Source organism: Streptococcus sanguinis, assembly GCF_003943735.1.
Taxonomy (GTDB): domain Bacteria; phylum Bacillota; class Bacilli; order Lactobacillales; family Streptococcaceae; genus Streptococcus; species Streptococcus sanguinis_E.
The window spans coordinates 245350-271867 of record NZ_RJMV01000003.1 but is presented as its reverse complement, the minus strand read 5'-3'; the positions used below and the strand labels follow the sequence as shown (position 1 = coordinate 271867).

At 43.0% G+C, this 26518-nt stretch carries 25 protein-coding genes, 3 tRNA genes and 1 pseudogene; 9 read left to right on the top strand and 20 right to left on the bottom strand.

Going from position 1 to position 26518, the window contains the following annotated elements:
• Positions 1–14: 14 nt before the first annotated feature.
• The 3 genes from D8877_RS05655 to yjbM are packed head-to-tail and all read right to left on the bottom strand — an operon-like array spanning position 15 to position 2372.
• Positions 15–902, bottom strand: coding sequence for an RluA family pseudouridine synthase (locus tag D8877_RS05655; protein WP_125341534.1), 888 nt, complete (start codon positions 900–902; stop codon positions 15–17).
• Positions 899–1726, bottom strand: coding sequence for an NAD kinase (locus D8877_RS05650; protein ID WP_002897531.1), 828 nt, complete (start codon positions 1724–1726; stop codon positions 899–901). The genes D8877_RS05655 and D8877_RS05650 overlap by 4 nt, the downstream gene beginning before the upstream one ends.
• Positions 1701–2372: a GTP diphosphokinase gene (gene yjbM / locus D8877_RS05645; RefSeq protein WP_125341535.1), complete on the bottom strand. Its 672-nt coding sequence runs from the start codon at positions 2370–2372 to the stop codon at positions 1701–1703. Before yjbM ends, D8877_RS05650 begins: the two co-directional genes overlap by 26 nt.
• 95 nt (positions 2373–2467) lie before the next feature.
• On the opposite strand from yjbM, the gene D8877_RS05640 reads away from it, so the two are divergent.
• From D8877_RS05640 to D8877_RS05610, 7 genes are all read left to right on the top strand, one after another.
• Entirely contained in the window at positions 2468–3031 is a 564-nt protein-coding gene (locus D8877_RS05640) for a CYTH domain-containing protein (RefSeq protein ID WP_312023224.1), read from the top strand.
• A gap of 134 nt (positions 3032–3165) precedes the next feature.
• Entirely contained in the window at positions 3166–4122 is a 957-nt protein-coding gene (locus D8877_RS05635) for a ribose-phosphate diphosphokinase (protein WP_002909701.1), read from the top strand.
• Between the two features lie 10 nt (positions 4123–4132).
• Positions 4133–5245 carry a cysteine desulfurase family protein gene (locus D8877_RS05630; RefSeq protein WP_312023223.1) on the top strand — a complete coding sequence of 371 codons (1113 nt, stop codon included), beginning with the start codon at positions 4133–4135 and terminating at the stop codon, positions 5243–5245.
• 1 nt (position 5246) lies between these two features.
• The gene (locus tag D8877_RS05625; protein WP_002902952.1) at positions 5247–5594 is read left to right on the top strand and encodes a DUF1831 domain-containing protein; all 348 of its coding nucleotides are present in this window, start codon (positions 5247–5249) and stop codon (positions 5592–5594) included.
• A 116-nt stretch (positions 5595–5710) separates the two neighbouring features.
• Entirely contained in the window at positions 5711–5932 is a 222-nt protein-coding gene (locus tag D8877_RS05620) for a DUF4649 family protein (protein WP_061589018.1), read from the top strand.
• A 124-nt stretch (positions 5933–6056) separates the two neighbouring features.
• A complete protein-coding gene (locus D8877_RS05615; protein ID WP_002900304.1) occupies positions 6057–6704 on the top strand; it encodes a redox-sensing transcriptional repressor Rex in 648 nt (215 codons plus the stop codon).
• A 24-nt stretch (positions 6705–6728) separates the two neighbouring features.
• Complete coding sequence (locus tag D8877_RS05610) at positions 6729–7421, top strand: gamma-glutamyl-gamma-aminobutyrate hydrolase family protein (protein ID WP_061589019.1); 693 nt, start codon at positions 6729–6731, stop codon at positions 7419–7421.
• 68 nt (positions 7422–7489) lie between these two features.
• On the opposite strand, the gene radC is transcribed toward D8877_RS05610, so the two are convergent.
• The 3 genes from radC to gyrA all read right to left on the bottom strand — a co-directional run bounded on the left by radC (position 7490) and on the right by gyrA (position 11525).
• On the bottom strand, positions 7490–8173 hold the full coding sequence (radC, locus tag D8877_RS05605; protein WP_002900302.1) for a RadC family protein: 684 nt from the start codon (positions 8171–8173) through the stop codon (positions 7490–7492).
• 122 nt (positions 8174–8295) lie between these two features.
• Positions 8296–9051: a class A sortase gene (locus D8877_RS05600; protein ID WP_060976339.1), complete on the bottom strand. Its 756-nt coding sequence runs from the start codon at positions 9049–9051 to the stop codon at positions 8296–8298.
• 14 nt (positions 9052–9065) lie between these two features.
• The gene (gene gyrA / locus D8877_RS05595; RefSeq protein WP_221761540.1) at positions 9066–11525 is read right to left on the bottom strand and encodes a DNA gyrase subunit A; all 2460 of its coding nucleotides are present in this window, start codon (positions 11523–11525) and stop codon (positions 9066–9068) included.
• 194 nt (positions 11526–11719) lie between these two features.
• On the opposite strand from gyrA, the gene D8877_RS05590 reads away from it, so the two are divergent.
• Positions 11720–12706 carry an L-lactate dehydrogenase gene (locus tag D8877_RS05590; protein ID WP_002895436.1) on the top strand — a complete coding sequence of 329 codons (987 nt, stop codon included), beginning with the start codon at positions 11720–11722 and terminating at the stop codon, positions 12704–12706.
• 46 nt (positions 12707–12752) lie between these two features.
• Here D8877_RS05590 and D8877_RS05585 read toward each other — a convergent pair whose 3' ends face one another.
• The 14 genes and pseudogenes from D8877_RS05585 to parE form a co-directional block, all read right to left on the bottom strand.
• Positions 12753–13169: an NUDIX hydrolase gene (locus D8877_RS05585; protein ID WP_032914160.1), complete on the bottom strand. Its 417-nt coding sequence runs from the start codon at positions 13167–13169 to the stop codon at positions 12753–12755.
• A gap of 54 nt (positions 13170–13223) precedes the next feature.
• Positions 13224–13295 (bottom strand) — tRNA-Arg (locus tag D8877_RS05580).
• Positions 13296–13382: 87 nt separating this feature from the next.
• On the bottom strand, positions 13383–14585 hold the full coding sequence (gene rpsA, locus D8877_RS05575) for a 30S ribosomal protein S1 (protein WP_002897515.1): 1203 nt from the start codon (positions 14583–14585) through the stop codon (positions 13383–13385).
• A gap of 163 nt (positions 14586–14748) precedes the next feature.
• A tRNA-Gln gene (locus tag D8877_RS05570) sits at positions 14749–14820 on the bottom strand.
• 49 nt (positions 14821–14869) lie between these two features.
• Positions 14870–14950, bottom strand: a tRNA-Tyr gene (locus D8877_RS05565).
• 49 nt (positions 14951–14999) lie between these two features.
• A complete protein-coding gene (locus tag D8877_RS05560; protein ID WP_002895433.1) occupies positions 15000–15230 on the bottom strand; it encodes a DUF2969 domain-containing protein in 231 nt (76 codons plus the stop codon).
• Positions 15231–15337: 107 nt separating this feature from the next.
• A pseudogene (locus D8877_RS05555) lies at positions 15338–16363 on the bottom strand (branched-chain amino acid aminotransferase); the annotation flags it as partial.
• A gap of 168 nt (positions 16364–16531) precedes the next feature.
• Positions 16532–18982: a DNA topoisomerase IV subunit A gene (parC, locus tag D8877_RS05550; protein WP_125341540.1), complete on the bottom strand. Its 2451-nt coding sequence runs from the start codon at positions 18980–18982 to the stop codon at positions 16532–16534.
• A gap of 35 nt (positions 18983–19017) precedes the next feature.
• Positions 19018–19833, bottom strand: a complete 816-nt coding sequence (locus D8877_RS05545) for an aminoglycoside 6-adenylyltransferase (RefSeq protein ID WP_125341541.1) — start codon at positions 19831–19833, stop codon at positions 19018–19020.
• Between the two features lie 16 nt (positions 19834–19849).
• Entirely contained in the window at positions 19850–20386 is a 537-nt protein-coding gene (locus tag D8877_RS05540) for a GNAT family N-acetyltransferase (RefSeq protein ID WP_125341542.1), read from the bottom strand.
• A 29-nt stretch (positions 20387–20415) separates the two neighbouring features.
• Positions 20416–21021: a protein adenylyltransferase Fic gene (gene fic, locus D8877_RS05535; protein WP_125352673.1), complete on the bottom strand. Its 606-nt coding sequence runs from the start codon at positions 21019–21021 to the stop codon at positions 20416–20418.
• A gap of 18 nt (positions 21022–21039) precedes the next feature.
• Positions 21040–21414 (bottom strand): GNAT family N-acetyltransferase, encoded by a 375-nt coding sequence (locus D8877_RS05530; protein WP_125352671.1) that lies wholly within the window; start codon positions 21412–21414, stop codon positions 21040–21042.
• 63 nt (positions 21415–21477) lie between these two features.
• Positions 21478–22224, bottom strand: coding sequence for a DUF6261 family protein (locus D8877_RS05525; RefSeq protein ID WP_125352669.1), 747 nt, complete (start codon positions 22222–22224; stop codon positions 21478–21480).
• A gap of 1475 nt (positions 22225–23699) precedes the next feature.
• The gene (gene parE / locus D8877_RS05515) at positions 23700–25649 is read right to left on the bottom strand and encodes a DNA topoisomerase IV subunit B (protein WP_125352665.1); all 1950 of its coding nucleotides are present in this window, start codon (positions 25647–25649) and stop codon (positions 23700–23702) included.
• Positions 25650–25839: 190 nt separating this feature from the next.
• Between parE and plsY the strand changes: the two genes are divergently transcribed.
• Complete coding sequence (gene plsY / locus D8877_RS05510; RefSeq protein ID WP_125352663.1) at positions 25840–26490, top strand: glycerol-3-phosphate 1-O-acyltransferase PlsY; 651 nt, start codon at positions 25840–25842, stop codon at positions 26488–26490.
• The last annotated feature ends 28 nt before the right edge of the window (positions 26491–26518 follow it).

The window sequence follows — 26518 nt, the reverse complement described above, 5'->3', positions numbered from 1 at the left end:
AACTCCTTTATCTCTTATTCTTTTAATTTCTCAATAACTTGTTTAAAATCTTCTGGCAAAGGACTGGCACGCTCAACTTCCTGTCCGCTAAAAGGGTTATAAAATTTCAAAGAATGACAATGTAAAGCCTGACGCTCTATTCCGTGTTCCAAACTCCCACCATAAAGGTCGTCACCCAAAAGCGGAAAGCCAATATGTGAAAAGTGAACGCGGATTTGATGAGTCCGCCCAGTATGCAGATGAATATCCACTAGATAGACATCTCCAAATCGCTCTATGACCTTGTAACTGGTATGAGCGTACTTGCCATCCTCTGTCACGCGCCTCGTAATGATACTCTCAGGATTGCGTCCAATCGGAGCAATAATCTCACCTTGCTCTTCTAAGTCACCAGTCCCCCGAACTAGAGCGTAATAGCGCTTTTCTATCAGCTTCTTCTGCAACTGTTTGTCCAATCTGGCATGAGCATAGCCATGCTTGGCAAAGAGCATGAGCCCACTTGTATCCTTATCCAGACGCGTCACGATATGCACCTGCTGGTTTTCATAGGCATGACGAATATAGTAAGCCTTAACAAAGTTTGCCATAGTATTGGAATGATTAACACTGGGAATACTGGCCACCCCTGCCGGCTTATCCAAAACCAAGAAATGCTCATCCTCGTAGACGACAGACAAGTCCTTATCAACAGCTTTCAGACTCTCAAATCCTTTTTCAGAAGGAATGTCAATCGTCACTTTATCGCCAATATCCAAGAGATAAATAGCATTCTGAGGTTGATGGTTGACAAGAATGTTTCCGCCGGAAAATTTTATCTTTGCCAAGAGGCTTTTGGAAACTTCGTGTCGCTTCAAAAAGGTCTTTACCTTGACATGCTCATCAGCAATAAACTCAAACCTCATTCCTTGCACTCTCCAATAAAGGAGTCTCTGACACGATTCCAAAAGCTGGTATGGCTTGGTGAAGCCACAAAATGTATCTTGTGATTGTCAATCTGATACTCAATACGGACAATGTTTTTAAAAGAGAAAGTCTGATTATCGACCGCAATAGTGTGATAGTCACTGCGGGTCGGCACTAACTCAATCTTATCTTTTTTAGGAACAATGACCGACGAGCCCAACGTTCGATAAACCCGATTGTTGAGACTGGCAATTTCTGTCACCTGTAAGGCTTCGATTGTCGGATGCAATACCGCTCCACCTAGAGATTTGTTATAGGCTGTACTGCCTGTCGGAGTAGAAACGGAAATCCCATCACCTCGGAAGCGCTCGAAATGAACCCGATTGATAATGACATCAGCTACCATGGTCCGATCCGAACGCTTGATTGTTGCTTCGTTCAAAGCACGAATGATGCGTGTATCACCATTTTCAAAAGTAATTTTCACATTTAAAATTGGATAAGAAACTTGAGCACCAGTGTCTAATTTGAGATTTTCGACAAGCTTATCTAGTTCAAAATCACGGTAGTCTGTATAAAAGCCGAGATGCCCTGTATGCACACCGACAAAGCGGACCCGATCCAGCTGTTCTTCATACATATGAAAAGCCGATAGCAGCATGCCATCACCACCCACCGAAATCACGATGTCGGGATTCTTAGGAGTTAAAATAAAGCCGTTCTGTTTCAGCTTCTGCTTCAAATCTTGATAAACTTGTTCACTCTGTCTTTTCCGATTGCGGATAATCGCTATTTTTTTATCTGTATTCTTCATCTGTATCATCACTATTTCCCACACCGTCATTTAACTTGCGGTGAAGAGGATCAAAGAGAGCCTGTGCCTCCTGGATAGCATCACGGATTTCTCCCATCTCCTCATCCAGCTGATAAGCAAGATTAGCTGTCGTTTCCAAGCGGCATTTGATTTCCTCGGGAAATTCTCCTTTATACTTGTAATTCAAAGAATGCTCAATCGTAGCCCAAAAATTCATCGAAAGGGTGCGAATCTGAATCTCAGCCAGAATAAGCCTATGACCATTAATCGTATCAACTGGATACTCTATAATCACATGGTAGCTCCGATAGCCACTGGCTTTTTTGTTTTTAATATAATCCCGCTCCTGAACAATGCGCATATCAGTCCGGTTTCGCAGGACTTCTAAAACTTCATCTACATCATCGACAAACTGAACCATGACTCGTAAGCCAGCGATATCCTGCATCTCCTGCTCGATATTTTCCTCGCGAATGCCTCGCAGAATCATCTTTTCTTTAATGCTCTCAATCGGCTTGACTCGTCCGGTCACAAACTCAATCGGGGAATGACGCTGCTGCTTGCGGTATTGCTTTCGCACTCCACGCAACTTAATTTTCAGCTCTCCAACCGCTTGAATATAGGGGTCTAGAAAATCTTCCCATTCTATTGTCATACACTTACCTTGTCATATCATTATTTTTTGTATAAAATAAACACAACTGTTATTATAACATAAATCGCTTTCAAAAAAAAGAAAAGGATATGAAAATGAATCACTTAGAAATTGAATTCAAAACCATGCTGACCAAAGAAGAGCACGACCGTTTGCTCCAGTTGTTTGCTGATATTTCGCCTATTAGCCAGACCAACTACTACATCGAGTCAGACCAGCAAAGTATCCGACACGCCCACATGGCTTTTCGAGTACGGACTTTTAACCATCGCGAAGCTGAGCTGACGCTCAAGATTCCTCAAGAAATCGGATCCTTAGAACTCAATCAGAACTTGACACCAGAAGAGACCGAAAATATTTTGCAGAACAATAAATTTCCTACGGGAGAGATTTTAGAGACGCTGCTTCAGAAAGAAATACCCATCCAAGACTTGAAGATTCTTGGCTCTCTAGAGACTATCCGCTATGAAAAAGAAGACGAAATTGGCCTCCTTGCTCTGGATGAGAGTCACTACTTGGGCAAAACAGACTTCGAACTCGAAGTCGAAGTTGAAGATTTCGAAAAAGGAAAGGAAAATTTCCTTGACTTCCTAAAGCAGCACAAAATCGACTACAAACCTGGCAAGAGCAAAATAGCAAGATTTTCTGAAAACTTGTAAATCCAAGACCACAAAATAGCTGAAATAATCTATTTTTTTTGGTAAAATAAAAGGTAGCAATTTAAAGCCTATTGAAAAATAAAATTCATAGAGCATTAAATATAAAAAGAGACAAAAAGAGGACGGTCCAACTCATGTCAGATAAAAAAAATATGAAGCTTTTTTCCCTCAACTCCAATCATTCCATAGCTGAAAAAATCGCTGAGGCTGCTGGGGTTCCTTTGGGAAAACTTTCCTCCCGTCAATTCTCGGACGGCGAGATTCAGATTAATATCGAAGAAAGTGTCCGCGGCTATGATATTTACATCATTCAGTCCACTAGCTTCCCTGTCAATAATCACTTGATGGAGCTCTTGATTATGGTGGATGCCTGCAAGCGTGCCAGTGCTAATACTATTAATGTTGTGATGCCTTATTTTGGTTATGCCCGTCAGGATCGGACTGCTGCTCCTCGCGAGCCAATCACAGCTAAATTGGTTGCCAACATGCTCGTCGGAGCTGGAGTAGATCGTGTGATTTCTCTGGATCTTCATGCCGTGCAGGTCCAAGGTTTCTTTGATATCCCAGTTGATAACCTCTTCACTATCCCACTCTTTGCCAAACACTACTGCAACATGGGCCTTACTGGCGATGATGTCGTTGTCGTCAGCCCTAAAAACTCTGGTGTAAAACGCGCCCGCAATCTGGCTGAATATCTGGATGCCCCTATCGCTATCATTGATTATGGCGAAGATGAGGCAGGTCGCTCTGAGGGCTATATCATCGGAGATGTCGAAGGTAAGAAAGCTATTCTAATCGACGATATTTTAAATACTGGTAGGACGTTCTCTGAAGCAGCTAAAATTGTCTGTCGCGAAGGTGCAGTCGAAATCTATGCTGTATCCAGTCATGGTCTCTTTGCGGATAAAGCTGCGGAATTGCTGGATAATTCTCCTATCAGGGAAATTCTTGTGACCGATTCTGTTGATACTAAAGAAAAAACACCTAAGAATCTCCACTATATTACAGCAAGTGAACTGATTGGTGATGCCATTGTCCGTATCCAAGAAAGAAGACCAGTCAGCCCGCTCTTTGCCTATCAAAAGAAATAAGGTAACCGGAGTGATTTATTTAGATAATGCCGCTACAACTGCTTTGTCGCCCGCTGCAATCCAAGCCATGACTAAGGCCATGACTGTCTTTGGAAATCCATCCAGTACGCATAGCCACGGTCGAGAAGCTAGTAAATTGCTCAGACAGGCGCGTGAAGATATTGCACAAGCCCTGCATACTCAAAGCAATAAGATTCTTTTTACTTCTGGCGGCACTGAAAGCAATAATACCGCTATCAAAGGCTATGCCCTTCGTCACCAGAACCGAGGGAAGCATATTGTCACCACTGCTATTGAACACCATGCCGTCTTAGAAGTGGTAGAGTACTTAGTAGATAAATTCGGCTTCGAAGCTACTTTTGTTCAGCCGGTTGAGGGACAGATTCGAGCGGAGGATATTAAGAAAGCACTTAGACCTGACACTATTCTTGTGTCCGTCATGGCGGTCAATAACGAGACGGGTGCTGTCCTTCCTATTAAGGAAATTGGTGAATTACTGCAAGAACATCCCGCTGCATTTCACGTTGATGCCGTCCAAGCAATTGGTAAACTTCCCATCTACCCAGACGAGCTAGGGATTGACTTTCTATCTGCTTCAGCGCATAAGTTTCATGGTCCCAAAGGTGTTGGCTTCCTTTATGCCAAGAAGATGGATTTTGACAATTTCATGCATGGTGGTGACCAGGAAGAAAAACACCGAGCCGGAACTGAAAATCTAATCTCTATCATAGGCATGGCGGCGGCTTTGTCAGAGAGTATAAAACTTCTAGAGGAAAATCTAGAGCATGCACAAGACTTAAAAAACAGCTTACTTACTGACTTATCGGACATTGACTATTACTTAAATGAAAGTCAGCCAAGCTTGCCTTATGTCATCAATTTGGGATTTCCCAATCAAAAAAATGACCTGCTTCTGCTTCAAATGGATTTAAATGGCTTTTCCATTTCAACAGGCTCAGCCTGCACTGCCGGAGCTATACAACCCAGTCATGTCCTGCAGGCTATGTATGGCAAGGATTCCAACCGCTTGCAGGAGTCTATTCGAATCAGTACTTCGGATCAAACGACTCTGCAAGAGATTCAATCATTTACAAAGAAATTAAAAGAATTTTTAGGAGGATAAGATGGCCTTTCAAACATCTGTTAGCTTAGCAAACTGTGAATATACCTATTCACTTCACCCAAATGTCAAGAAATTTACCTTGCGCGACAATACATTCGCTGAAAGCAAGGTTGGCAACTATGAACTCTCTCGTCTGCTGGAATCTGTTCCCAACAGCGGAAATGGTTTTCTGCTGAAAATAATCGTCAATAAAGATTTGAATGGTTTCAAAATCAACATCACTGACAAATCAGGCCTGCGCTTGGTCAATATTTTCAAATCAGAAGACCATCACATTATCCAGCAAAAATTTTATTTCTTGATGGATAGCCTGGTTGAAAGAAATATTTTTGAAAAGACACCACAATAAGCAAGATTCTCGCAATTTTGCTTTTTTGGTTTTGAATCTTCAAAATTTAAACGAGCTTGACTTCTACTTAGAACACTTGAAGAAAAGACCAACCGAACCCAAAGAAAGGATTAACAATGGTTGAACTGACCTATTTGGACTCATATAAGGTGAAACGGACACTTACCTATGAAGACTTCGACGAATTTCTTCTCGCCTTCTCTGGCTGCGTCACAGTTCCTGACTCTCTCAAAGTACTTTCCATCACTTATAATGGACACCGGCTGCCTTTTGCAGGGCTAATTGGGGACTTGTACCGCCAGATGTACCAGTTAGACCTGAGCCCCTACCAGGACTAATCTCTTCGCAGTTACAACATAACTTAAACTTTCACTCTTTTCCTTTTTAGTGAATCAAACACTCTTAATTAGTTGATTTTTTCACAAACTTCCTATAAAATAGAATTAGAAAGGTTGTGATTTTGTGAAAACTGAAAAAAATACTACAATTCCCCGAGCTACTGCTAAAAGGCTATCGCTCTACTATCGTATTTTTAAACGTTTTAATGCTGAGAAGATTGAAAAAGCAAACTCAAAACAAATTGCAGAAGCCATTGGTATTGACTCTGCTACTGTCAGACGAGATTTTTCTTATTTCGGTGAACTTGGCCGCAGAGGATTTGGTTATGATGTCAAGAAATTGATGAACTTTTTTGCTGATCTCTTGAACGACAATGCTATTACCAATGTCATGATTGTTGGCGTTGGTAATATGGGGCGGGCTCTGCTGCACTATCGTTTTCATGAGCGCAATAAAATGAAGGTTGTAATGGCTTTTGACACAGATGACCATCCAGAAGTTGGCAGCACAACCAGCGATGGGATTCCTATCTATGGAATTTCCCAAATCAAAGAAAAAATACAGTCAGGAAATGTGCAAACTGCTATCCTAACTGTACCTAGCGTAAAAGCTCAAGAAGTTGCATCTATCTTAGTTCAGGCTGGTGTCAAGGGCATTCTCTGTTTCTCACCTGTAAACCTATCCCTGCCTAAGGATGTGGTTGTGCAGTATGTTGACCTGACTAGTGAACTGCAGACTTTGCTCTACTTCATGAGAAAAAATGATTATTAATTTGAAAGAGGTATTAAACACTCTATGAGTAAACCTATTATTGGAATAACCGGAAATGAAAGAGAAATCCCAGACGATCACTTCATCCATATGAGCTATACAGCGACAGGATTCGTTGAGGGTGTCAAAGAAGTTGGCGGAATTCCAATGATTTTGCCAATCGGTGATGAAGAAATGGCTAAACAGTATGTTTCCATTGTCGACAAATTAATCATCACAGGTGGTCAGAATGTATGCCCTCAATTCTATGGTGAAGAAAAAGCCATTGACAGCGATGATTATCTACTCAAACGAGATATTTTTGAATTAGCTTTAATCAAGGAAGCTCGCCGTCAAAATAAACCAATCTTCACTGTCTGCCGCGGAACTCAACTTTATAATGTCGCACTGGGTGGTACTCTTCATCAAGATATTGAAGATCATTGGCAAGATAGCTCTGCTGAGTACACAACTCAAAGCATGGTGACCAAGAATGGCTCTATTCTGCATGAAATCTATGGCCCTGCATCTGAAATCAACTCCTTCCACCACCAAAGTATCAAGGATTTGGCTACTGGCCTAGAAGTCATCGCCTATGATCCTCGCGATAAGATTATTGAAGCCATCACTTCTATTGACGGCAGTCCTTTCCTTGGTGTCCAATGGCACCCTGAGTTCTTATTTGGCTCCAGAGAAGGAGACCTAGCTCTGTTTGATTATGTTGTCAATATTCTTTAAAAGCCTCTATTCCTAGATAAACTTCTGTTCTACTCGAATAGAAGTTTTTTATATTCAAGTAAATCAAATTATATCATATCTGTCTCCTCTCGGTAGCTATAGTAGTTTGACTTAGACACAATCAAATGATCCAAAAGAACCAAGCCCATCATCTCACATGCTTCTTTCATATGCTGGGTTACTTCATCGTCGTTTCTGCTGGGAACGACTGAGCCTGATGGATGATTGTGTACCAGTATGATAGATGTCGCCAGATGCTTGAGAGCGTAGTGGAGAATTTCTCTCGGCTCAGCAATGCTTCTGCTGACAGTCCCCATAAAAATAGTCTGCTGGTGCAGAATTTGATTTTGACTATTAAGATAAATAGCAACCAAGCACTCCTGCCTCATATCTCCCAATTCCTGCTGCATCTTCTGGGCTAATTTTTGACTGCCCATAATCTGCTCTTTCTGCAGAACCTCTGCTCGGTTAATCCGACGTCCTAATTCGATAATGGCCTGCAGCTCCACAGCCTTAATCGGACCGATTCCAGAAATAGTCTGCAATTCCTGCAAAGTTAAATACTTAAGATCGTTCAAACTGGAAATCGATGATAAAATTCTTTGAGAAACTTGAAAAACAGTTTCTTTTTTGTTGCCTGTCCTGAGGAAAATTGATAGAAGCTCTTGGTTACTGAGTTTTTCAGCTCCTTCTCTCATCAAACGCTCCCGCGGCATCATGCTAATATCATCTTGAAATGAAATGCTATACATAGAAACCTCCTTACCTTATTATTCGGAAAAAGAGTCAAAATCAGCAAGAATTGATATAAAAAAACTCCAAAAGTTAGAGTTCTTTCTAACCTTTGGAGTGAAATTTTTTTAGTCTCTTGCCTTTAAATCTGCATTTGATTATAGGACTTACTGAAAGATTCAAGAACATCCTTAGGAGCCTTGTCATACTCGACAGAGCCTTCTAACGTTCCCTTGACAATCGTTCGATTGGTTGCTGCAGCATCCTCACAAGTAACCAAAGTAATCTCTGTAACGCCTTCGGTATCCTCAATCAAATCCGTTCGATCTGGAGTTACCGTTTCAACACTAGTGATTACATAAGTATAGACATGCTCTTTATCAGTGATATAGATCTTCATGCCAGCCTTAGCACGATCCAGTGGGGAAAAGAGCATGTTGCTAGCCCCTGTGATGCCAAAGACATGGTGGCTAGCCAAGGCATAATTCCCCTGCCCCATCTGCTGAGTCTCTTTCATCGTACCAGCACCATAATACAATCCAGCATTATCCAGCCCTTTGAAGATTGGCAAATTCATGGATACTTCTGGAATAGAGATACCTCCGATAACAGGCAGTTGCTGCGCTTTCCACTGCGCATTGATGACCGCCTCTGTAGAAAGCGACTCAACTTTGTTAAAATCAAAACTGGTCTCAACATTTTTATTTTTATTAATAGAGTCTTTGGAAACCTTGCTGACCTGATATTGGTTGGTATGCCAAACCATAATCATGTTTCGAATTTGCGCATTAAAGATTAAGCCAAGGGCCACAATAATTAATAATGTCGCAACAATATTGATAAAAATATTTCTTTTGCTTTTTTGTTTACTTTTTCGACTTCTTTTTCCTTGTACCATATAGAGGTCCTCTTTTACGATTCGTTTTCTTCCTCTGCTACATCTTCTTTATCATCTGCTTCGACGCTTGTAAAGGTGACAATCTGTGCATTTTGGTCCAGACGCATGACCTTAACTCCCATGGTTGAGCGGCCAGTCTGAGAAATATTCGCCACACTTGTCCGAATGATGACACCAGTATTAGTGATAATCATCAAATCTTCCTCGCCAGTTACTGTCATCAGACCGGCAAGAGGTCCATTCTTATCAGTGATATTGGCTGTTTTAATCCCTTTACCACCACGGCCCTTGGTTGGATACTCACTAGCAAGAGTTCGCTTACCATAGCCTTTTTCTGTGATGACAAGCACTTCGTCTCCCTCAGCAATCACACCAGCTCCAACGACCTGGTCCCCCTCTCGAAGATTGACTCCGCGAACACCAGTCGCTATACGGCTCATGCTCCGGACAACTGTCTCATTGAAGCGGACAGAATAACCAAACTTAGTACCAATGATAACGTCTGCAGCACCGTCCGTCAGAAAGACATTGATTAACTCGTCTTCATCCTTCAAATTCAAAGCTTTGAGACCATTCTGACGAATATTAGCAAATTCTGTTACACTGGTCCGTTTGACCACCCCATGACGGGTAGTAAAGAAGAGATAGGAATCATCACTTCGGTCTTGCTGAACATTTATGATAGTCTGAATAGTCTCTCCTTCATCAAGTTTCAAGAGATTGACTACTGGCAAGCCCTTGGCTGTCCGACCGTACTCAGGAATTTCATATCCTTTGAGACGATAAACTCGACCTTTATTTGTAAAGAAGAGCAGTCTATCGTGGGTGCTTGTTGAAACCAGCTCTTTGACGAAGTCATCGTCTTTGACACCAGTTCCTTGAACACCGCGGCCTCCGCGTTTCTGAGCGGTAAATTCAGCCTGATTCAGACGCTTGATATAGCCTTTATTGGACAGGGTAATCAAAACATCCGCTTCCTCAATCAAATCTTCATCTTCAAGAGAAAGAACTTCTCCCACCATCAGCTCAGTTCGGCGATCATCCGCAAATTTACGTTTGACCTCGTCTAACTCTTCCTTGATAATAGCGATAACGCGCTCTGGCTTAGCCAAAATATCAGCCAAGTCTGCAATCAAGGCAATCAGCTCGTCATACTCTGACTGAATCTTATCACGTTCCAAGCCAGTCAGACGACGCAGGCGCATATCAAGGATAGCCTGGCTCTGGCGCTCAGACAGTTCAAACTTAGCCATCAATTCAGCCTGTGCTTCTGCGTCCGTTTCGCTATTACGGATAATGCGAATCACTTCATCAATGTGATCAAGCGCAATCAGCAAACCAGCCAAGATGTGAGCTCGAGCTTCCGCCTTTTCTTTGTCAAAAGCCGTTCGTCGAGTCACCACTTCTTTTTGGTGTTCAATGTAAGCTAACAAAATCTCACGCAGAGACAGAATCTTTGGCACACCATTTTGAATAGCCAACATATTAAAGCTGAAATTGGTCTGCATCTGAGTCAGCTTGAAAAGGTTATTTAGAATGACATGAGCAGAGGCATCACGGCGAACCTCAATGACAAAACGGACCCCTTCACGGTTGGACTCATCACGAACAGCTGTGATACCGTCAATGCGTTTTTCCTGCACAAGACGAACGATGTGCTCATGAACCTTAGTCTTATTAACCATGTAAGGAAACTCAGTTACGACAATTCGCTCACGGCCATTTTTCATCTCTTCGATTTCAGTGCGAGAGCGAAGAACAATCGAACCCTTCCCTGTTTCATAAGCCCGGTGAATACCAGACTTACCCATAACAAGTGCACCTGTAGGAAAATCTGGTCCAGGAAGGACTTCCATGATATCGCGAGTTGTTGCATCCGGATTGTCCATGACAAGCTTAACTGCATCAATAGACTCACCAAGATTATGCGGTGGAATATTTGTCGCCATCCCAACTGCAATCCCTGTCGCACCGTTTACAAGCAAGTTAGGGAAGCGAGCAGGAAGAACTACAGGCTCTCTCTCGCTGGCATCATAGTTGTCAATATAATCAACAGTGTTTTTATTAATATCACGAAGCATCTCCAGAGCAATCTTGCTCATTCGTGCTTCTGTATAACGCTGAGCAGCAGCCCCGTCTCCGTCCATAGAACCGAAGTTTCCATGGCCATCTACAAGCATATAGCGATAGCTCCACCATTGAGCCATCCGTACCATCGCTTCATAAATAGAGGAGTCTCCGTGCGGGTGATACTTACCCATGACATCCCCAGTAATACGAGCTGATTTCTTGTGAGGCTTTTCAGGCGTCACGCCCAGCTCATTCATACCATAGAGAATCCGACGGTGAACTGGCTTTAGTCCATCACGAACATCTGGAAGTGCCCGAGCCACGATAACGCTCATCGCGTAATCGATGAAACTAGTCTTCATTTCACTAGTCAGATTAACATTTACTAAGTTTCTGTCCTGCATTAAAAAATGCCTTTCTTTCATATTAAACTACCCTTTATTATACCACATTTTCTTTAATTTTTCAGTATTTTGAACCGTTTGTAAAAACGTTTACATCGCTAGATACACAAGTTGACCGTGACAAAATATGGCAAAAGTGGTAGAATGAATGTGTACGGGAAATATTCCCTAAAAAAATAAGGAGATGTTTAGAAATGACTGCTACTAAACAACATAAAAAAGTCATCCTTGTCGGTGACGGTGCTGTAGGTTCATCTTACGCATTTGCTCTTGTAAACCAAGGTATTGCTCAAGAACTTGGTATCATTGAAATCCCTCAATTATTTGAAAAGGCTGTCGGTGATGCTGAAGACCTTAGCCACGCCCTTGCTTTCACTTCACCTAAAAAAATCTATGCAGCTACTTATGCAGACTGTGCGGATGCTGACCTCGTTGTTATCACTGCAGGTGCACCTCAAAAACCAGGTGAAACTCGTCTTGACCTTGTTGGTAAAAACTTGGCTATCAACAAATCTATCGTTACTCAAGTCGTAGAATCAGGCTTCAACGGTATCTTCCTCGTTGCTGCTAACCCAGTTGACGTTTTGACTTACTCAACTTGGAAATTCTCTGGTTTCCCTAAAGAGCGTGTTATCGGTTCAGGTACTTCACTTGACTCAGCTCGCTTCCGTCAAGCACTTGCTGAAAAGATTGGTATCGATGCTCGTTCTGTCCATGCCTACATCATGGGTGAGCACGGTGACTCTGAGTTTGCCGTTTGGTCACACGCTAACGTTGCAGGTGTGAAATTGGAGCAATGGTTGCAAGCTAACCGTGACTTGAACGAACAAGACTTGGTTGATCTTTTCATCTCCGTTCGTGACGCAGCATACTCTATCATCAACAAAAAAGGTGCTACTTACTACGGTATCGCGGTTGCTTTGGCTCGTATCACAAAAGCTATCCTTGACGATGAAAATGCTGTATTGCCTTTGTCAGTCTTCCAAGAAGGCCAATATGGCGTTGAAAATGTCTTCATTGGTCAACCTGCTATCGTTGGTGCACACGGTATTGTACGCCCAGTAAACATCCCACTGAACGATGCTGAAACACAAAAAATGCAAGCTTCTGCTAAAGAATTGCAAGCAATTATTGATGAAGCATGGAAGAATCCTGAATTCCAAGAAGCATCTAAAAACTAATTATAAAAAAACATCTCCTAATACAAGGGGATGTTTTTTTGTTGCTTTATACAGATTTGTCAGCAAAAATATCAGTCAAATAAGGTACGATGAGATTTCCCTCTAGGTCTTTCAAAGAAGTAACCCAGACAAAGTCTGAATGCTCTTCTGGATCTAATATAATATCACGCTGCTCCGTAATCCTACCCGCATAAACTAAGCGTGTAAAAACAGTATCTTTGCTAGAATCAAACTGGCTATCTTCATGGATAATTCTATCAATCTGAATCTTTTGATTAACCTCCTCCATAGCCTCGCGTAGAGCCGCCTCTCTGGGAAGTTCATTCTCTTCTACACTTCCACCTGGAATATCCCAATAAGATGGATAGACATTAGGAAGGCTGCGCTTTATTTTAGAGCGTTTGATAAGCAAATACTTTCCGTTTTTCTCTATTAAGGTATGGGCGATTAGTTTTACTATCAATGCATTCTCCTCCAAGAAAGAAAAAAAGACTCCGAAGAGTCCAATTTTAAGTCATCCACCCTGAGAGAATCGAACTCCCATCTCAAGAACCGGAATCTTACGTGATATCCATTACACTAAGGGTGGCAACTAATTCATTATAACTGATTTTCTCTGAAAATACAAGTGAAAATCAGAAAAAGAAGTTGAGATTTCTCAACTTCTTTTACCTAATTACAATTCAATATCGCCAAACAAATCAGCCATTGAGAATCCAGTTTGAGTTTCTGGAAGTTCAAAGTCACGTTTTTCTTGACGTTTTGGACGACGAGGACGTGATTGACGTTTCTCATCTTTTTGTCCTTCTTCTTGAGCTGGACGTTCTTCAAGAGCCTTGATAGAAAGTGATACACGCTCATCAGCAGCATTCACTTCAAGAACCTTAACAGTCACTTCTTGACCAACCTTAAGGGCATCCTTAGGGCTTTCAACACGTTTGTGTGAAATTTGTGAAATGTGAACCAATCCATCGATACCTGGCAATACTTCAACGAAAGCACCGAAATCAGTTAAACGTTTTACAGTTCCTTCAATCACATCGCCTGCAGCAAGTTTTTGCTCAACGCCATCCCATGGTCCAGGTGTTGTTGCTTTAAGAGAGAGAGACACACGTCCTTCTTCTTCGTTCAAGTCAAGAACTTTTACTTCGATTTCATCACCAACTGATACAACAGACTTAGGTGATACATTGCGTTCATGCGACAATTCAGTCAAGTGAACTAATCCATCAACTCCGCCAAGGTCAATGAAAGCACCGAAGCTAGTGATGCGAGCAACTTTACCAGTTACAATATCACCAACGTTCAACTTACCAAAGACTTCAGCACGTGCTGCTGCAGCTTCAGCTTCTACAACCTCACGACGTGAAAGGATGAAGCGGTTTTCTTTTGGATCTACTTCTTTAATCTTAGCATCAAACTCTTGACCTACAAAACGCTCAGTGTTACGAACGAAACGAGTATCAAGCATTGAAGCAGGAATAAATCCACGGAGTCCTTCAAACTCAACTGAAAGTCCACCTTTAACAGCACGAGTGCCCTTAACAGTGACAACTTCTTCTTCACGACCAACCAATTTGTCCCAAGCTTTGCGAGCTTCCAAACGTTTTTTAGATACCAGGTAAGTTACTGTGTCTGTATCTTTACCCACTACTTGACGAAGAACAAGCAATTCAAGTGTTTCACCTGGTTTTACAAGGTCGTTGATATCAGCGTCGCGGTCATTTGTCAACTCACGAAGAGTCAAAACACCTTCAACACCAGTTCCAGCGATTGCAACATTAGCTTGGTTAGCGTCAACAGTCAATACTTCAGCAGTAACGACGTCACCTGGCTCAACTTGGCTAACACTGTTTAGCAAATCTTCAAATTCATTCATCTAAAAAAATCCTCCAACAATCAAGCTTACGCTTGACATACTACTTATTTATTTTCCTAAGCACCCGCAAATGACATTGATCTATCGTTAACGATTTCCATCCTATAAAGAAATAAAACACCTAAAGACATTTTATTATTTTATCAGATCTATTACCTAAGAACTGGGGTAGCTGGATTCGAACCAACGCATGAGGGAGTCAAAGTCCCTTGCCTTACCGCTTGGCTATACCCCAAAAAGAGCGCTGACAAAAGTCACTTTATCATCGTCACAATGAACGCTAATGGAGAGAGAGGGATTCGAACCCCCGAACCCGAAGGAGCGGATTTACAGTCCGCCGCGTTTAGCCTCTTCGCTATCTCTCCGACAATCAACGCTATCTATTATAACATTGATACAATGAAAATGCAAGCCCTATTTGCTTAAATTATAGGTTTCAATCAAAGTTTCCACGGCTCTTTCAAGTTTTTTATAAAAACTTTCAGCATTTCCATTTTTGATGATTGCAAACTGGCCATCTAGTTCGGCAATCTCTCCGATAACCTTCTTGCCAATAGCAAGACTATAACCGTCAAATTGGTCTGCTCCGACTTTCACTTTGCTATCTGTGATTTGAATTTCAATTTTTTTATCTTTTTTACTCATAACTTACCTCTTTCAAATTTCTATTGTACACGAAAAAGGTTGACTTCGCAAGCTATCTTAGGCTAGAATTGCAGAAAAAAACTGCCCAATCAAGGACAGTTTTTAGATTATACTTTAACAATCCAACCTTCTGGCGCTTCAACATCGCCGAATTGAATACCAGTTAATTCGTCATATAGCTTGCGAGTGACTGGCCCGACTTCTGTCTCGCTATAAAAGACATGGAAATCGTCACCGTGCTGTATACCACCGATAGGAGAGATAACTGCAGCTGTTCCGCAAGCTCCCGCTTCAGTGAATTTACCCAAGTCTGTCAGAGGAACGTCTCCTTCAATCGGCTTAAGCCCTAGTCTATGCTCTGCCAGATAAAGCAAAGAATACTTGGTGATAGATGGCAAGATTGAAGGACTGAGCGGTGTTACAAACTCATTATCCTTAGTGATACCAAAGAAATTGGCAGAACCCACTTCTTCAATCTTGGTATGGGTTGCCGGATCCAGATAAATCACATCTGAAAAATGCTTATCCTTAGCAATCTTTCCTGGTAATAAGCTAGCAGCGTAATTACCACCCACTTTTGCCGCACCAGTTCCGTGCGGTGCCGCGCGATCATAGTCATCTGACACAATGAAGTTAGTCGGAGTCAGGCCTCCTTTGAAGTAATTACCAACAGGCATTACAAAGATCGTAAAAATATATTCTTCAGCTGGTTTTACGCCGATAATATCGCCGACTCCAATCAAGAGAGGTCGAATATAAAGGGTTCCGCCTGTTCCATAAGGTGGAACATATTCTTCATTAGCTCGGACAACCTGCTTAACTGCTTCTACAAACATTTCTGTAGGAACTTGCGGCATGAGCAAGCGATCAGCTGTCTGCTGTAAACGTTCCGCATTTTTATCTGGACGGAAAAGCTGAATACTGTCATCCTTAGTTCGATAAGCCTTAAGCCCCTCAAAAGCCTGCTGGCCGTAGTGAAGGCTAGGAGACGACTCAGAGATATGGAGCGTAGCGTCCTCTGTTAACGTTCCTTCTTCCCACTGGCCGTTGCGATAGTATGCTATGTAGCGATAAGGCAGTTTCATATATGAGAATCCTAGATTTTCCCAGTCAAGATTTACAGTCATTGTCTTTCTCCTCTTCTTCCAAACTTCATTTTTAGATACTCCCTATTTTACACCTTTTTAAGATATTTTCAAGTATTATTTTCAATTTTCAGAAAATTTTGTTATCTGATCTTTTGTTCCGCTATCAAACTCATAGAAATTGAAAAAACCAGCTCCCGCGAACTGGTTTGATGATTACTTGATATAAGCTGAGAAGACTTCTTCGTCTGAAATGGTATCAGAAATGAAGCTACCGTTGCTAGTTCTCTCAGACAAGCTGAGGTCGGCCAGATTGATTTCATAGGCCGTTCCTTTATTAGAAAGCACCTGCAAAATCTGCTCCTCACTGGCTTCTGCTTCTGTTGTGAAGAGATCAAAGTCCACTGTTTCGCCAAAGACAGGTCCAGCTGCAAAGACACGATGTGGCTTGGCCTTAAGCTCTCTTAGAACCTGAAGGCCGCGATTTGCCCGACTGGTAACAGGAATATCTGCTACTGCCATACGCTTGAGCGAACCGCGCTGAGTTAGGAGGTAGAGCGAGTCTGTGTTGGCGATAAAGGCTGCCGCTAGAACATCGTCTTTCTTGAGATTGATGGCTTTAACCCCAGCTGCCTTAGCTCCGATGACAGGAACTTCCTCAATATTGAAGCGAAGGGCATAGCCATTCCTAGTCACGAGCATAACATCATCCAGCTTAATCGGCGCCAGAGCAATAACCTGGTCGTTTTCATTTTTCAGCTTGGCAAACTTAAGCGACTTGGACTTATAGGTCCGCCAAGGACTGAACTCCTTGCGCTCTACACGCTTGATTTGCCCCAGCTTGGTCGCTGCAAAGTAAGTGCCTTCCTCAAAGCTGTCCAGCAATTCCGTATAGATAATCTCTTCCTTAGTATCAAAGTTACTGATGGTCTGGCTGAGGTGTTCTCCGATTTCTTTCCAGCGGATGTCTGACAGCTCATGAACAGGCCGATAAATAACATTTCCTAGACTTGTGAAAATCAGCAAATGCTGGGTCGTCTTGGCTGGGCTAACGAAAATTAGTCGGTCATCGTCACGCTTGCCAATCTCCTCTATGGTCGAAGCCGAGAAAGAACGCGGACTGGTCCGCTTGATATAACCAGACCGAGTCACGCTGACATAGGTCTCTTCCTCAACAATGAGACTAGCTGTATCAATCTCAATAGCGTTTGCCGTATCCTGCAGTTCACTGAGACGCGGATTGCCAAACTTCTTCTTAACATCGCGGAGCTCCCGCTTCATGAGGTTATACATAGTCCGCTCATCACCGATAATGGCTGCCAGCATGGCAATCTTCTCGCGCAGCTCTGCTTCTTCCTCTTCCAGAACCACTACGTCTGTATTGGTCAAACGGTAGAGTTGGAGAGTGACGATAGCCTCAGCCTGCTCCTCGGTGAAATCATAGCTGACTTTAAGATTTTCCTTGGCATCTGCTTTGTTTTCTGAAGCACGAATCAGGGCAATCACCTCGTCCAAGATGGAAAGCACCCGAATCAATCCTTCCACAATATGGAGTCGTTTCTCAGCCTTGACCTTGTCAAAGCGGCTGCGAGCCAGAATAATCTCCTTACGGTGAGCAATGTAGCTGGTCAAAATTGGTACAATCCCCACCAAACGAGGCGTGAAGTTGTCGATTGCCACCATGTTGAAATTGTAATTGACTTGCAAATCAGTGTACTTGAAGAGGTAGTTGAGAATCAGCTCAGTATTTGCATCTTTCTTGAGCTCGATAGCAATACGCAAACCATCTCGGTCGGATTCGTCCCGCACCTCGGCAATGCCGGCCACCTTATTGTTGACCCGTACATCGTCAATCTTTTTAACCAAGACCGCCTTATTAATCTCGTAAGGAATCTCGGTGATGACGATTTGCTCTTTACCGCCCTTCAGCTTTTCAATCTCAGTTCTGGAACGCACCACGACGCGACCTTTTCCAGTCTCGTAGGCTTTCTTAATCTCATCGCGACCTTGGACAATCGCTCCTGTCGGAAAGTCTGGACCAGGCAGAAACTCCATTAGTTTGTCCACCTTGGCCGACGGATGGTCAATCATATAGATGACCGCGTCAATCACTTCTGCTAGATTATGAGGTGGAATATCAGTCGCATAACCAGCGGAAATCCCAGTTGCTCCATTGGCCAAGAGGTTAGGAAAGGCTGCTGGCAGAACAGTCGGCTCCTTCTCGGTATCGTCAAAGTTCCAAGCAAAAGGAACGCTATCTTTTTCAATATCCTGCAAAAGATAGCCAGCCATCTCAGATAAGCGTGCCTCTGTATAACGCATAGCTGCCGGTGGATCACCGTCCATGGAGCCATTATTTCCGTGCATCTCAACGAGAATCTCACGGTTTTTCCAATCCTGAGACATGCGAACCATGGCATCGTAGATGGAGCTGTCGCCGTGGGGGTGGAAATTCCCCATGATGTTCCCGACTGACTTGGCTGACTTGCGGTAGCCCTTGTCAAAGGTGTTGCCGTCCTTGTTCATGGAATAAAGAATACGGCGCTGAACAGGCTTCAAGCCATCGCGAATGTCCGGCAAGGCCCGCTCCTGAATGATGTATTTGGAGTAGCGGCCAAAGCGCTCTCCCATGATGTCCTCAAGGGACATGTTTTGAATGTTGGACATAATAATTCTCTTTTTATTTTTCTTTTTAATAATAACTAGAAGCTAAGCCTCTCTTTAACATACTCAATCATCTTCTCTGCGGTTGCTTTGTCATAGCAGAAGCCGGTTTTGAGAGAGAAAGCTTGTGCTTCTTTGTGGAAAAAGTTCATGGTAGCCAAGAGAGACTTGGTGAGGCTTTTCTGGTCAGAAAAGTCAAGCAAGGCTGTAAATTCTTTCTCTTTCTCAGCAGGCAAATACTGAAAGAGGTACTTGTAGTTCTTGCCAACATCAATTGTCCCCTTATCTGCTGCCACTTGCCAAGCTAAAAGCTTGAGCAATTCTTGTTGGCAGATGCCATAGAGATGATCCGTCGCATAGACCAGGTGATTTCGATGAATGCCCTTGACTACATAGGCTGACACCCACCAGAACTCATTGCAGGATTTGTCAAAGTCAGTCGCACTGGCTGGTGCCGTCCAATAGCGCTTGGGTGTCGGTGCATAAGGAGCAAACAGTCCCTGCGGGTCATCCAGCACCGTGAAATCCGCTTCGCTATCCACCCATTCTCTGATGTGTTCCTTAGGACAAAGGGTCAAATCTATCCGATTGCCATCTTCAAAGAGCATGAGATAGAGGCGGCGATGGTCTAGTAGGACATGCTGCTCAATCATGCGCTTGCCAAACCTTTCCAACCAAACAAGGTCAGCCATCAGACCATCCAAATCCTCCACAATGTAAACTACATCATAGTCTTGGAACTCGTCCTTGGGAGCCTTTGGATTTGTCCGCGAGCCGGACATAGCGACAGCTTCTACTTGTAGCACTTTTGCGGTTTGCAAAATCACATCAAACATCTCGGTTTCAGTTCTCATGGGAATACCTGCCTTTTTAGTGGAAACTCTCGATTCTGTAGAGGACATGTCTATAAAACGGACTGTCTGCTGGAACTTTTTCATTATCAAATTCTTTGACAAATTCCATGCCTAGCTTTTGCATGACTTTTTGAGAAGGGAAATTGAGCAAGGATGTAAAAGAGTAAACTTCTGACAAACCAGCTTGCTGAAAAGCAAAGTCTAGACAGGCTTGGGCAGCCTCCGTCGCATAACCACGATTCCAAAACTCTTTTCGCAGACGCCAGCCGATTTCTACAGTTTCTTTTCCAGCAAAAATCCGTAAATCCGAATGGTGCAGACCTACCAAGCCGACAAACTCCTGACTGTCCTTTTCTTCAACAGCCCAAAGACTGTAGCCATAAGCCGTAACTTCATCTTGAATGCCCTGATAAAGGCGCAAGGACTCCGCTTGACTATATGGCTTCGGGAAATACTGCATGACCTCCGAATCTTGATTCATAGCAATCAAAGCCGGCAAATCAGATTCCTGCAAGTCCCGTAAAATGAGACGGTCTGTTTCAAGCATTGTCATCTAATCACTCCTCTGCAAACTTTCTTATCTCACAACTCCTCAGCTTTATATAGGCTATAGCCTTCATAGTAGTAACTATGGTCTACGCCCTTCATGTAGAGGTTTCGGTTATGAATGTCCTTTGTGAGGGCTTGCTTGAGAACGTGCTTGATTTCTGTATCTCGAATGGGGCTGCGCTCCATAGCTAGGAGGTAATCTTCCTTGTCTACTTGAGACCAGTCCACGACTTGCCCCAGCTCAGCCTTGAGTAGGTGGTCCAGCCAAAGCCTCATGCTCCTGCCATTTCCCTCACGGAAAGGATGGGCAATATTTAGCTCCACATACTTTTCGACAATCTGATCAAAGGTATGCTGAGGCATGCGATCAACATTTTCCAAGGAAGCTGACAGATACATGACAGGAGCAAAGCGAAAATTCCCTTTGGAGAGATTGACTGTCCGAATCTGGCCAGCGAAGTCATAGATTTCTTCAAACAAGAACCCGTGAATAAAGGCCAGAGTGGCATAGTTGCCAGCTGCTTTATCGTCCAGAAGCTGCTCTTCAAAAAGCTCTTTAGCTCGGGTTTTGCTGATTTTTTCTTCCATCTTGGCTAGTTCAAGCGAATCCGTCAGACCCAGTTTATTGTCAAGCGTCATAAATACAGCTCCTTTCATTTAGATAGATTTTCTAAGCCCTGTTCCCACAGGTTTAAAACCTACTGTCTGATAAAATCCATCCGCTTCTGATATTAATTCAATGCGAGTCAAAGGATGTTTTTGATGAATTTCAGCGATTAATCGCCGTCCCAATCCTTTTCCACGATAGGCTTTATCAATGATAATCTCAGCTAAAAAGGTCGTCATGACTTCATCTGTCAAGTAGCGGGCAAAACCAAGGATTTTCTGGTTCTCTTCAACTACCAAGTAATGGGACAGATTTGTTGAAAATAATGATGTCACTTTTTCCTCTGTAAAAGAAATCCATTTTTCATTTTGATAAAGGGCATAAATAGCTTGACAATCTTTTGTGCTTGCAGGTCTGATTATCATTTTCTACTCCTTTCAAATCCGATGCGACCACTAACAATTTTTCAACTCAAATTTAGTTATATTCTAGTTGCTCTCCGTCGCTTCTTCCCTCGCCTTCTTAGCTGGTTTGCGTTTTTTGTAGCGGCTGCGGATGGTGTTGAGGTGGTCGCGAAGATTGACCACGTGCGTTCTTTCAGGATAAGCGTAGGCAATGATTGCAGTGAAATCGACTAGAAAATCATAGATTTCTTGCAGCTTGAGGCGGACGTTCTTATTCTGGCTCGGTGTCTTTCCCTTGAGCTCAGTCAGTCTCTCCTTGTAGACCTTTTCAAAGGCCTTCTGAGCAGCTGCCAGACTGTCGACATGGGCTTCCAGATGAAGCTTAGCCAGTGCTGTCTGGCAGGCCGGCTTTTTCAGCTCTTGGAGCAGGTGGTTGATGCCCTCGGTCTCCTTTTCCAAGCTAGTTGCAGCTAGGCCGGTGTAGTTTTTCAGGAGCTGAGACAGGGTCTCGTAAGCTTCCTTGGTCGCTGCATCCTTGACCCTTGCAAAGGCCCGAACCAAAGACTGGAGTGTACCCAAGGCATCATCGCGCTCGCGGTCAGCCTGATCCAAACTAGCCACCAGCTTGCTGGACTTGGTCTGATGAAGCCCGCTCTGCAGCTGTTCCAGAAGTTTGTCCATCTCATCTAGCTTGGTCGTGTAAATGCCATCCACCTTATTTTCCTTGATAAATGCCGCAACCTCGCTCCGACTCTCGGACATGAGTTGGAAAAATTCGTTGTTTTCTAAAGTCTGAACATCTACACTAGTAATTCCATAAAATTTTTTCATTTTTATAATCTCCTAAATTTTTTATTTATTTAAACTTTAATTCCCTTTTTACCTTTTCTGATTTTCAGAAAAAGTTTTTTGCTTTAAAACTGCTCACCAGAAAAACAAACGTTCGTCTTTTGCTCAAAAAATACTCGCCAGATTTTCTGCCAAACAGAATTTGCTCCAAAACACCCCATCAGAAAATCTGACGACCTCACTTTAACTCTGGCGAGCTTGTCAGAACATCAGATAAGTTGAGATTTCAATTTATCTGACTTACTTTCACTAAATAGATTAATTAATAACCTGGGTATAAAGGATCTTCTGCGCTAATAACTTTATCCGAAAGATAATGTCCTAATGCATGGAAGTTATTATCATCTGATAAAGCACTTTTAAAATTAAATTCTTTCCCTTTTGTAAGCTCATCAACATTCCATTTAACTCCAGATAGTACATATAATCTCTGTTTATCTTCCTCCGATAATTTATTATCATTTATCGGGAGAAGTCTCTCCAATTCTTTATCTAAATATGCAAAGGCATTATCATATATATTCTCGTCTCCAGATACTTTCATCTCATTCTCAGAAAAATGAGACATGTTTTTTGTATAGTTTTTTAAATCTTCATACCGATCATCTGGGAGACTTTCTCTACCAAAGGGAGTTGTTAAAAATTTTTCAGTAATTACCTTAGATGGATTATCTTTATAAGAATATTCAATATCAGTAAATATCGCTAAGAAAGGATAAACTCTCAATTCAAATGCAATATCATCCGAACCAGGTTTGCCGTATATTTTTTGTCTCAAATCTCTAGTGCCTAATTTACCAAAAAAATTGTTCGGCAAAACTGACGTTTCAATTTCATCAATTGTTTTACCTGTACTTGTTTGACTTATAACATTTTCATAAGAGGTCGGTAAAAGAATAAGGCTTGATACTCTGCTTCCATCTTTAAAAATATAATATAACTTTGCTGGAACATACATGAAATAAGATGGTTGAGGGGGNATAGTTAGAGGTTTTTGTGATTCATTATATAAAGTATAACTTGGATTACTTTGCCACAAATTTTGGACGATATTAAAATTTGTAGTATCCAAATAGCTATTTCTTTCTAAATTTTTTTTATTATTTTCCTGAGTTTGACGATTATTCTCTTGATTTTTTAAATTGTTATCAATAGTTTGATAACTCATAAAGGTTGTTATTACTAATGAGGTTATGGAGAAAATAATTGATGCATTTTTATACCAAGGTTTGCTTTGCTTTTCTTGCCTAACTAAAAATGGTTGTGGTAACTGGGGTAACTCAATTTTTGTGCTTCCTGGATTAATACTATCGTTTTTTAAACCTTCTTTTCTTGAAACATCAGATTTTTGGCTCTTTTCGTTTTTTTTATTTGACATCATTTTCTCCTCTTCTTGTCTTGAAACATCAACTTTTTATCTCTTTTTACTTTTTATTAAACATCATTTTTTCCTACTCCTAAAACACCATCTCCCCACTCTCCTCAAGCGTAAACTTGACATTATCCTCAATCCACTTGCGGCGTGGTTCGACCTTGTCGCCCATGAGGACATTGACACGGCGTTCGGCACGGGCCAGGTCTTCGATGGTGACACGGATAAGGGTGCGGGTTTCGGGATTCATAGTCGTCTCCCAGAGTTGGTCGGCGTTCATTTCACCGAGCCCCTTGTAGCGCTGAAGCATGGCTCCCTTGCCAAACTTGCGGCGCAGGTCGTCTAGCTCGCCATCAGTCCAAGCATACTCGACAACTTCGCTCTTGCCCTTGCCCTTGGACATCTTGTAGAGAGGCGGCAGGGCAATATAGACGCGGCCAGCCTCGACTAGCGGGCGCATATAGCGATAGAAAAAGGTCAGCAGCAAGGTCTGGATATGGGCACCGTCAGTGTCCGCATCAGTCATGATGATGATCTTGTCATAGTTGGCATCCTCAAGGGTAAAGTCTGTCCCAACACCTGCTCCAATCGTATAAATCATGGTGTTGATTTCTTCGTTCTTGAGAATATCGGCCATCTTAGCCTTAGCAGTATTGATTACCTTACCGCGCAAAGGCAGGATGGCTTGAAACTTACGGTCACGGCCTTGCTTAGCAGAGCCACCGGCAGAATCACCCTCGACCAGATAGAGTTCGTTCTTGGCTGGGTTTTTGGACTGAGCCGGAGTCAGCTTACCAGACAGCAAGCCCTTGTCTTTCTTATTCTTCTTGTCATTCCGGCTTTCGTCACGCGCCTTGCGGGCCGCTTCCCTAGCATCTCTGGCCTTGATAGCCTTGCGGATGAGGTTAGATGCCAGCTCACCATTTTCCAGTAGGAAGAAAGTAAGCTTGTCAGAGACGATGGAGTCCACGGCCGGACGAGCCAAAGGGCTGCCCAGCTTGTCCTTGGTCTGACCTTCAAACTGCAGGTGCGCCTCAGGGACCAGGATGGATAGGACAGCAGCCAGACCTTCGCGGTAGTCCGAGCCTTCCAGATTCTTGTCCTTTTCCTTGAGCAGCCCCGTCTTTCTGGCATAGTCGTTCATGGCCTTGGTAATAGCGGTCTTGAGTCCTGTCTCGTGGGTACCGCCGTCCTTGGTACGGACGTTATTGACAAAGGACAGGATATTATCGGCGTAGCCGTCGTTGTACTGGAGAGCCACCTGAACTTGGAAGCCGCTCTCCTCGCCCTCGAAATAGAGGACAGGAGTCAGGGTTTCCTTGTCTTCGTTGAGATAGCTGACAAAATCTTCAACCCCGTTCTCATAGTGAAACTCTACTTCTTCGCCAGTCCGCGCATCGGTCAGCGACAGGCGAACATTCTTGAGCAGGAAGGCTGATTCCTTAAGCCGCTCCACAATAGTGTTGTACTTGAAGTCCGTCGTTGAAAAAATCGTATCGTCCGGCATGAAGGTCACTTTGGTCCCAGACTTGGACTTAGGTGCCGTGCCGATTTTCTTGAGCGTAGTGACTGGTTTTCCGCCATTTTCAAAGCGCTGCTTGTAAACAGTCCCATCCCGCGTGATTTCCACTTCCAGCCAGCTAGACAGGGCATTGACAACGGAGGACCCTACACCGTGGAGACCGCCTGAGGTCTTATAGCCACCTTGGCCGAACTTACCGCCGGCGTGGAGAACTGTGAAGATGACTTCGACCGTAGGAATGCCCATAGCGTGCTTGCCGACTGGCATCCCGCGTCCGTGGTCTGCGACAGTCAGACTGCCGTCTTTGTTGATAGTCACATCGATCCGATCACCGAAGCCTGATAGTGCTTCATCGACAGCATTGTCCACAATTTCCCAGACCAGATGGTGGAGTCCCGCTCCGTCGGTCGATCCGATATACATCCCCGGACGTTTGCGGACCGCATCCAACCCTTCTAATACCTGAATGGCATCGTCATTATAATTGTTAATATTGATTTCCTTTTTTGCCACAAGAACCTCCTAATGATTCATCTTTTCTATCTTACAAGTTTTTGGCAAATATTGCAAAGATTTTTTTGAAAAAACTGCTGATAAGAACTGATTTTACACGAAGAAGAATCCAATATCCGAGTAGACATTTCCTGCTATAAATTCTATCCTTTTCTATTGTAAGAAAGCGAAATAATGGTATAATAAAATCATGATGAACACGATAATTGGATTAATACTAGCATACTTACTTGGCTCTATTCCGACTGGACTTTGGATTGGGCAAATTTTCTTTAAAAAGAACCTGAGAGAATACGGCAGCGGCAATACCGGAACGACCAATACTTTCCGTATTTTGGGAAAGACGGCTGGGACGGCTACTTTTGCTATTGACTTTCTCAAAGGAACTGCAGCGACCCTGCTGCCTTTCTTTTTGCATATTGAGGGAGTTTCGCCGCTTGTCTTTGGCCTATTGGCTGTGATTGGCCATACTTTTCCTATCTTTGCTGGCTTTAAGGGCGGCAAGGCTGTGGCAACCAGTGCGGGGGTTGTTCTAGGCTTCTCACCAGCCTTCTTTGTCTATCTGATTGTCATCTTTGCCAGCATCCTCTATCTAGGAAGTATGATTTCTCTGGCAAGTGTGCTCTCAGCAGTCATCGCTATCCTGTCTGCTCTGCTCTTTCCTCTAGTTGGCTTTATACTGCCTAGCTATGACCTCTTCTTTACTCTGATTATCATTGCGCTAGCTTTGATTATTATCCTCCGGCACAAGGACAATATCCAACGTATCAAACAGAAAAAAGAAAACTTAATCCCTTGGGGCTTGAATATCACACATCAAAATCCTGAGACTAAGAAATAAAACGGAAGTGAACAACTTCCGTTTTATT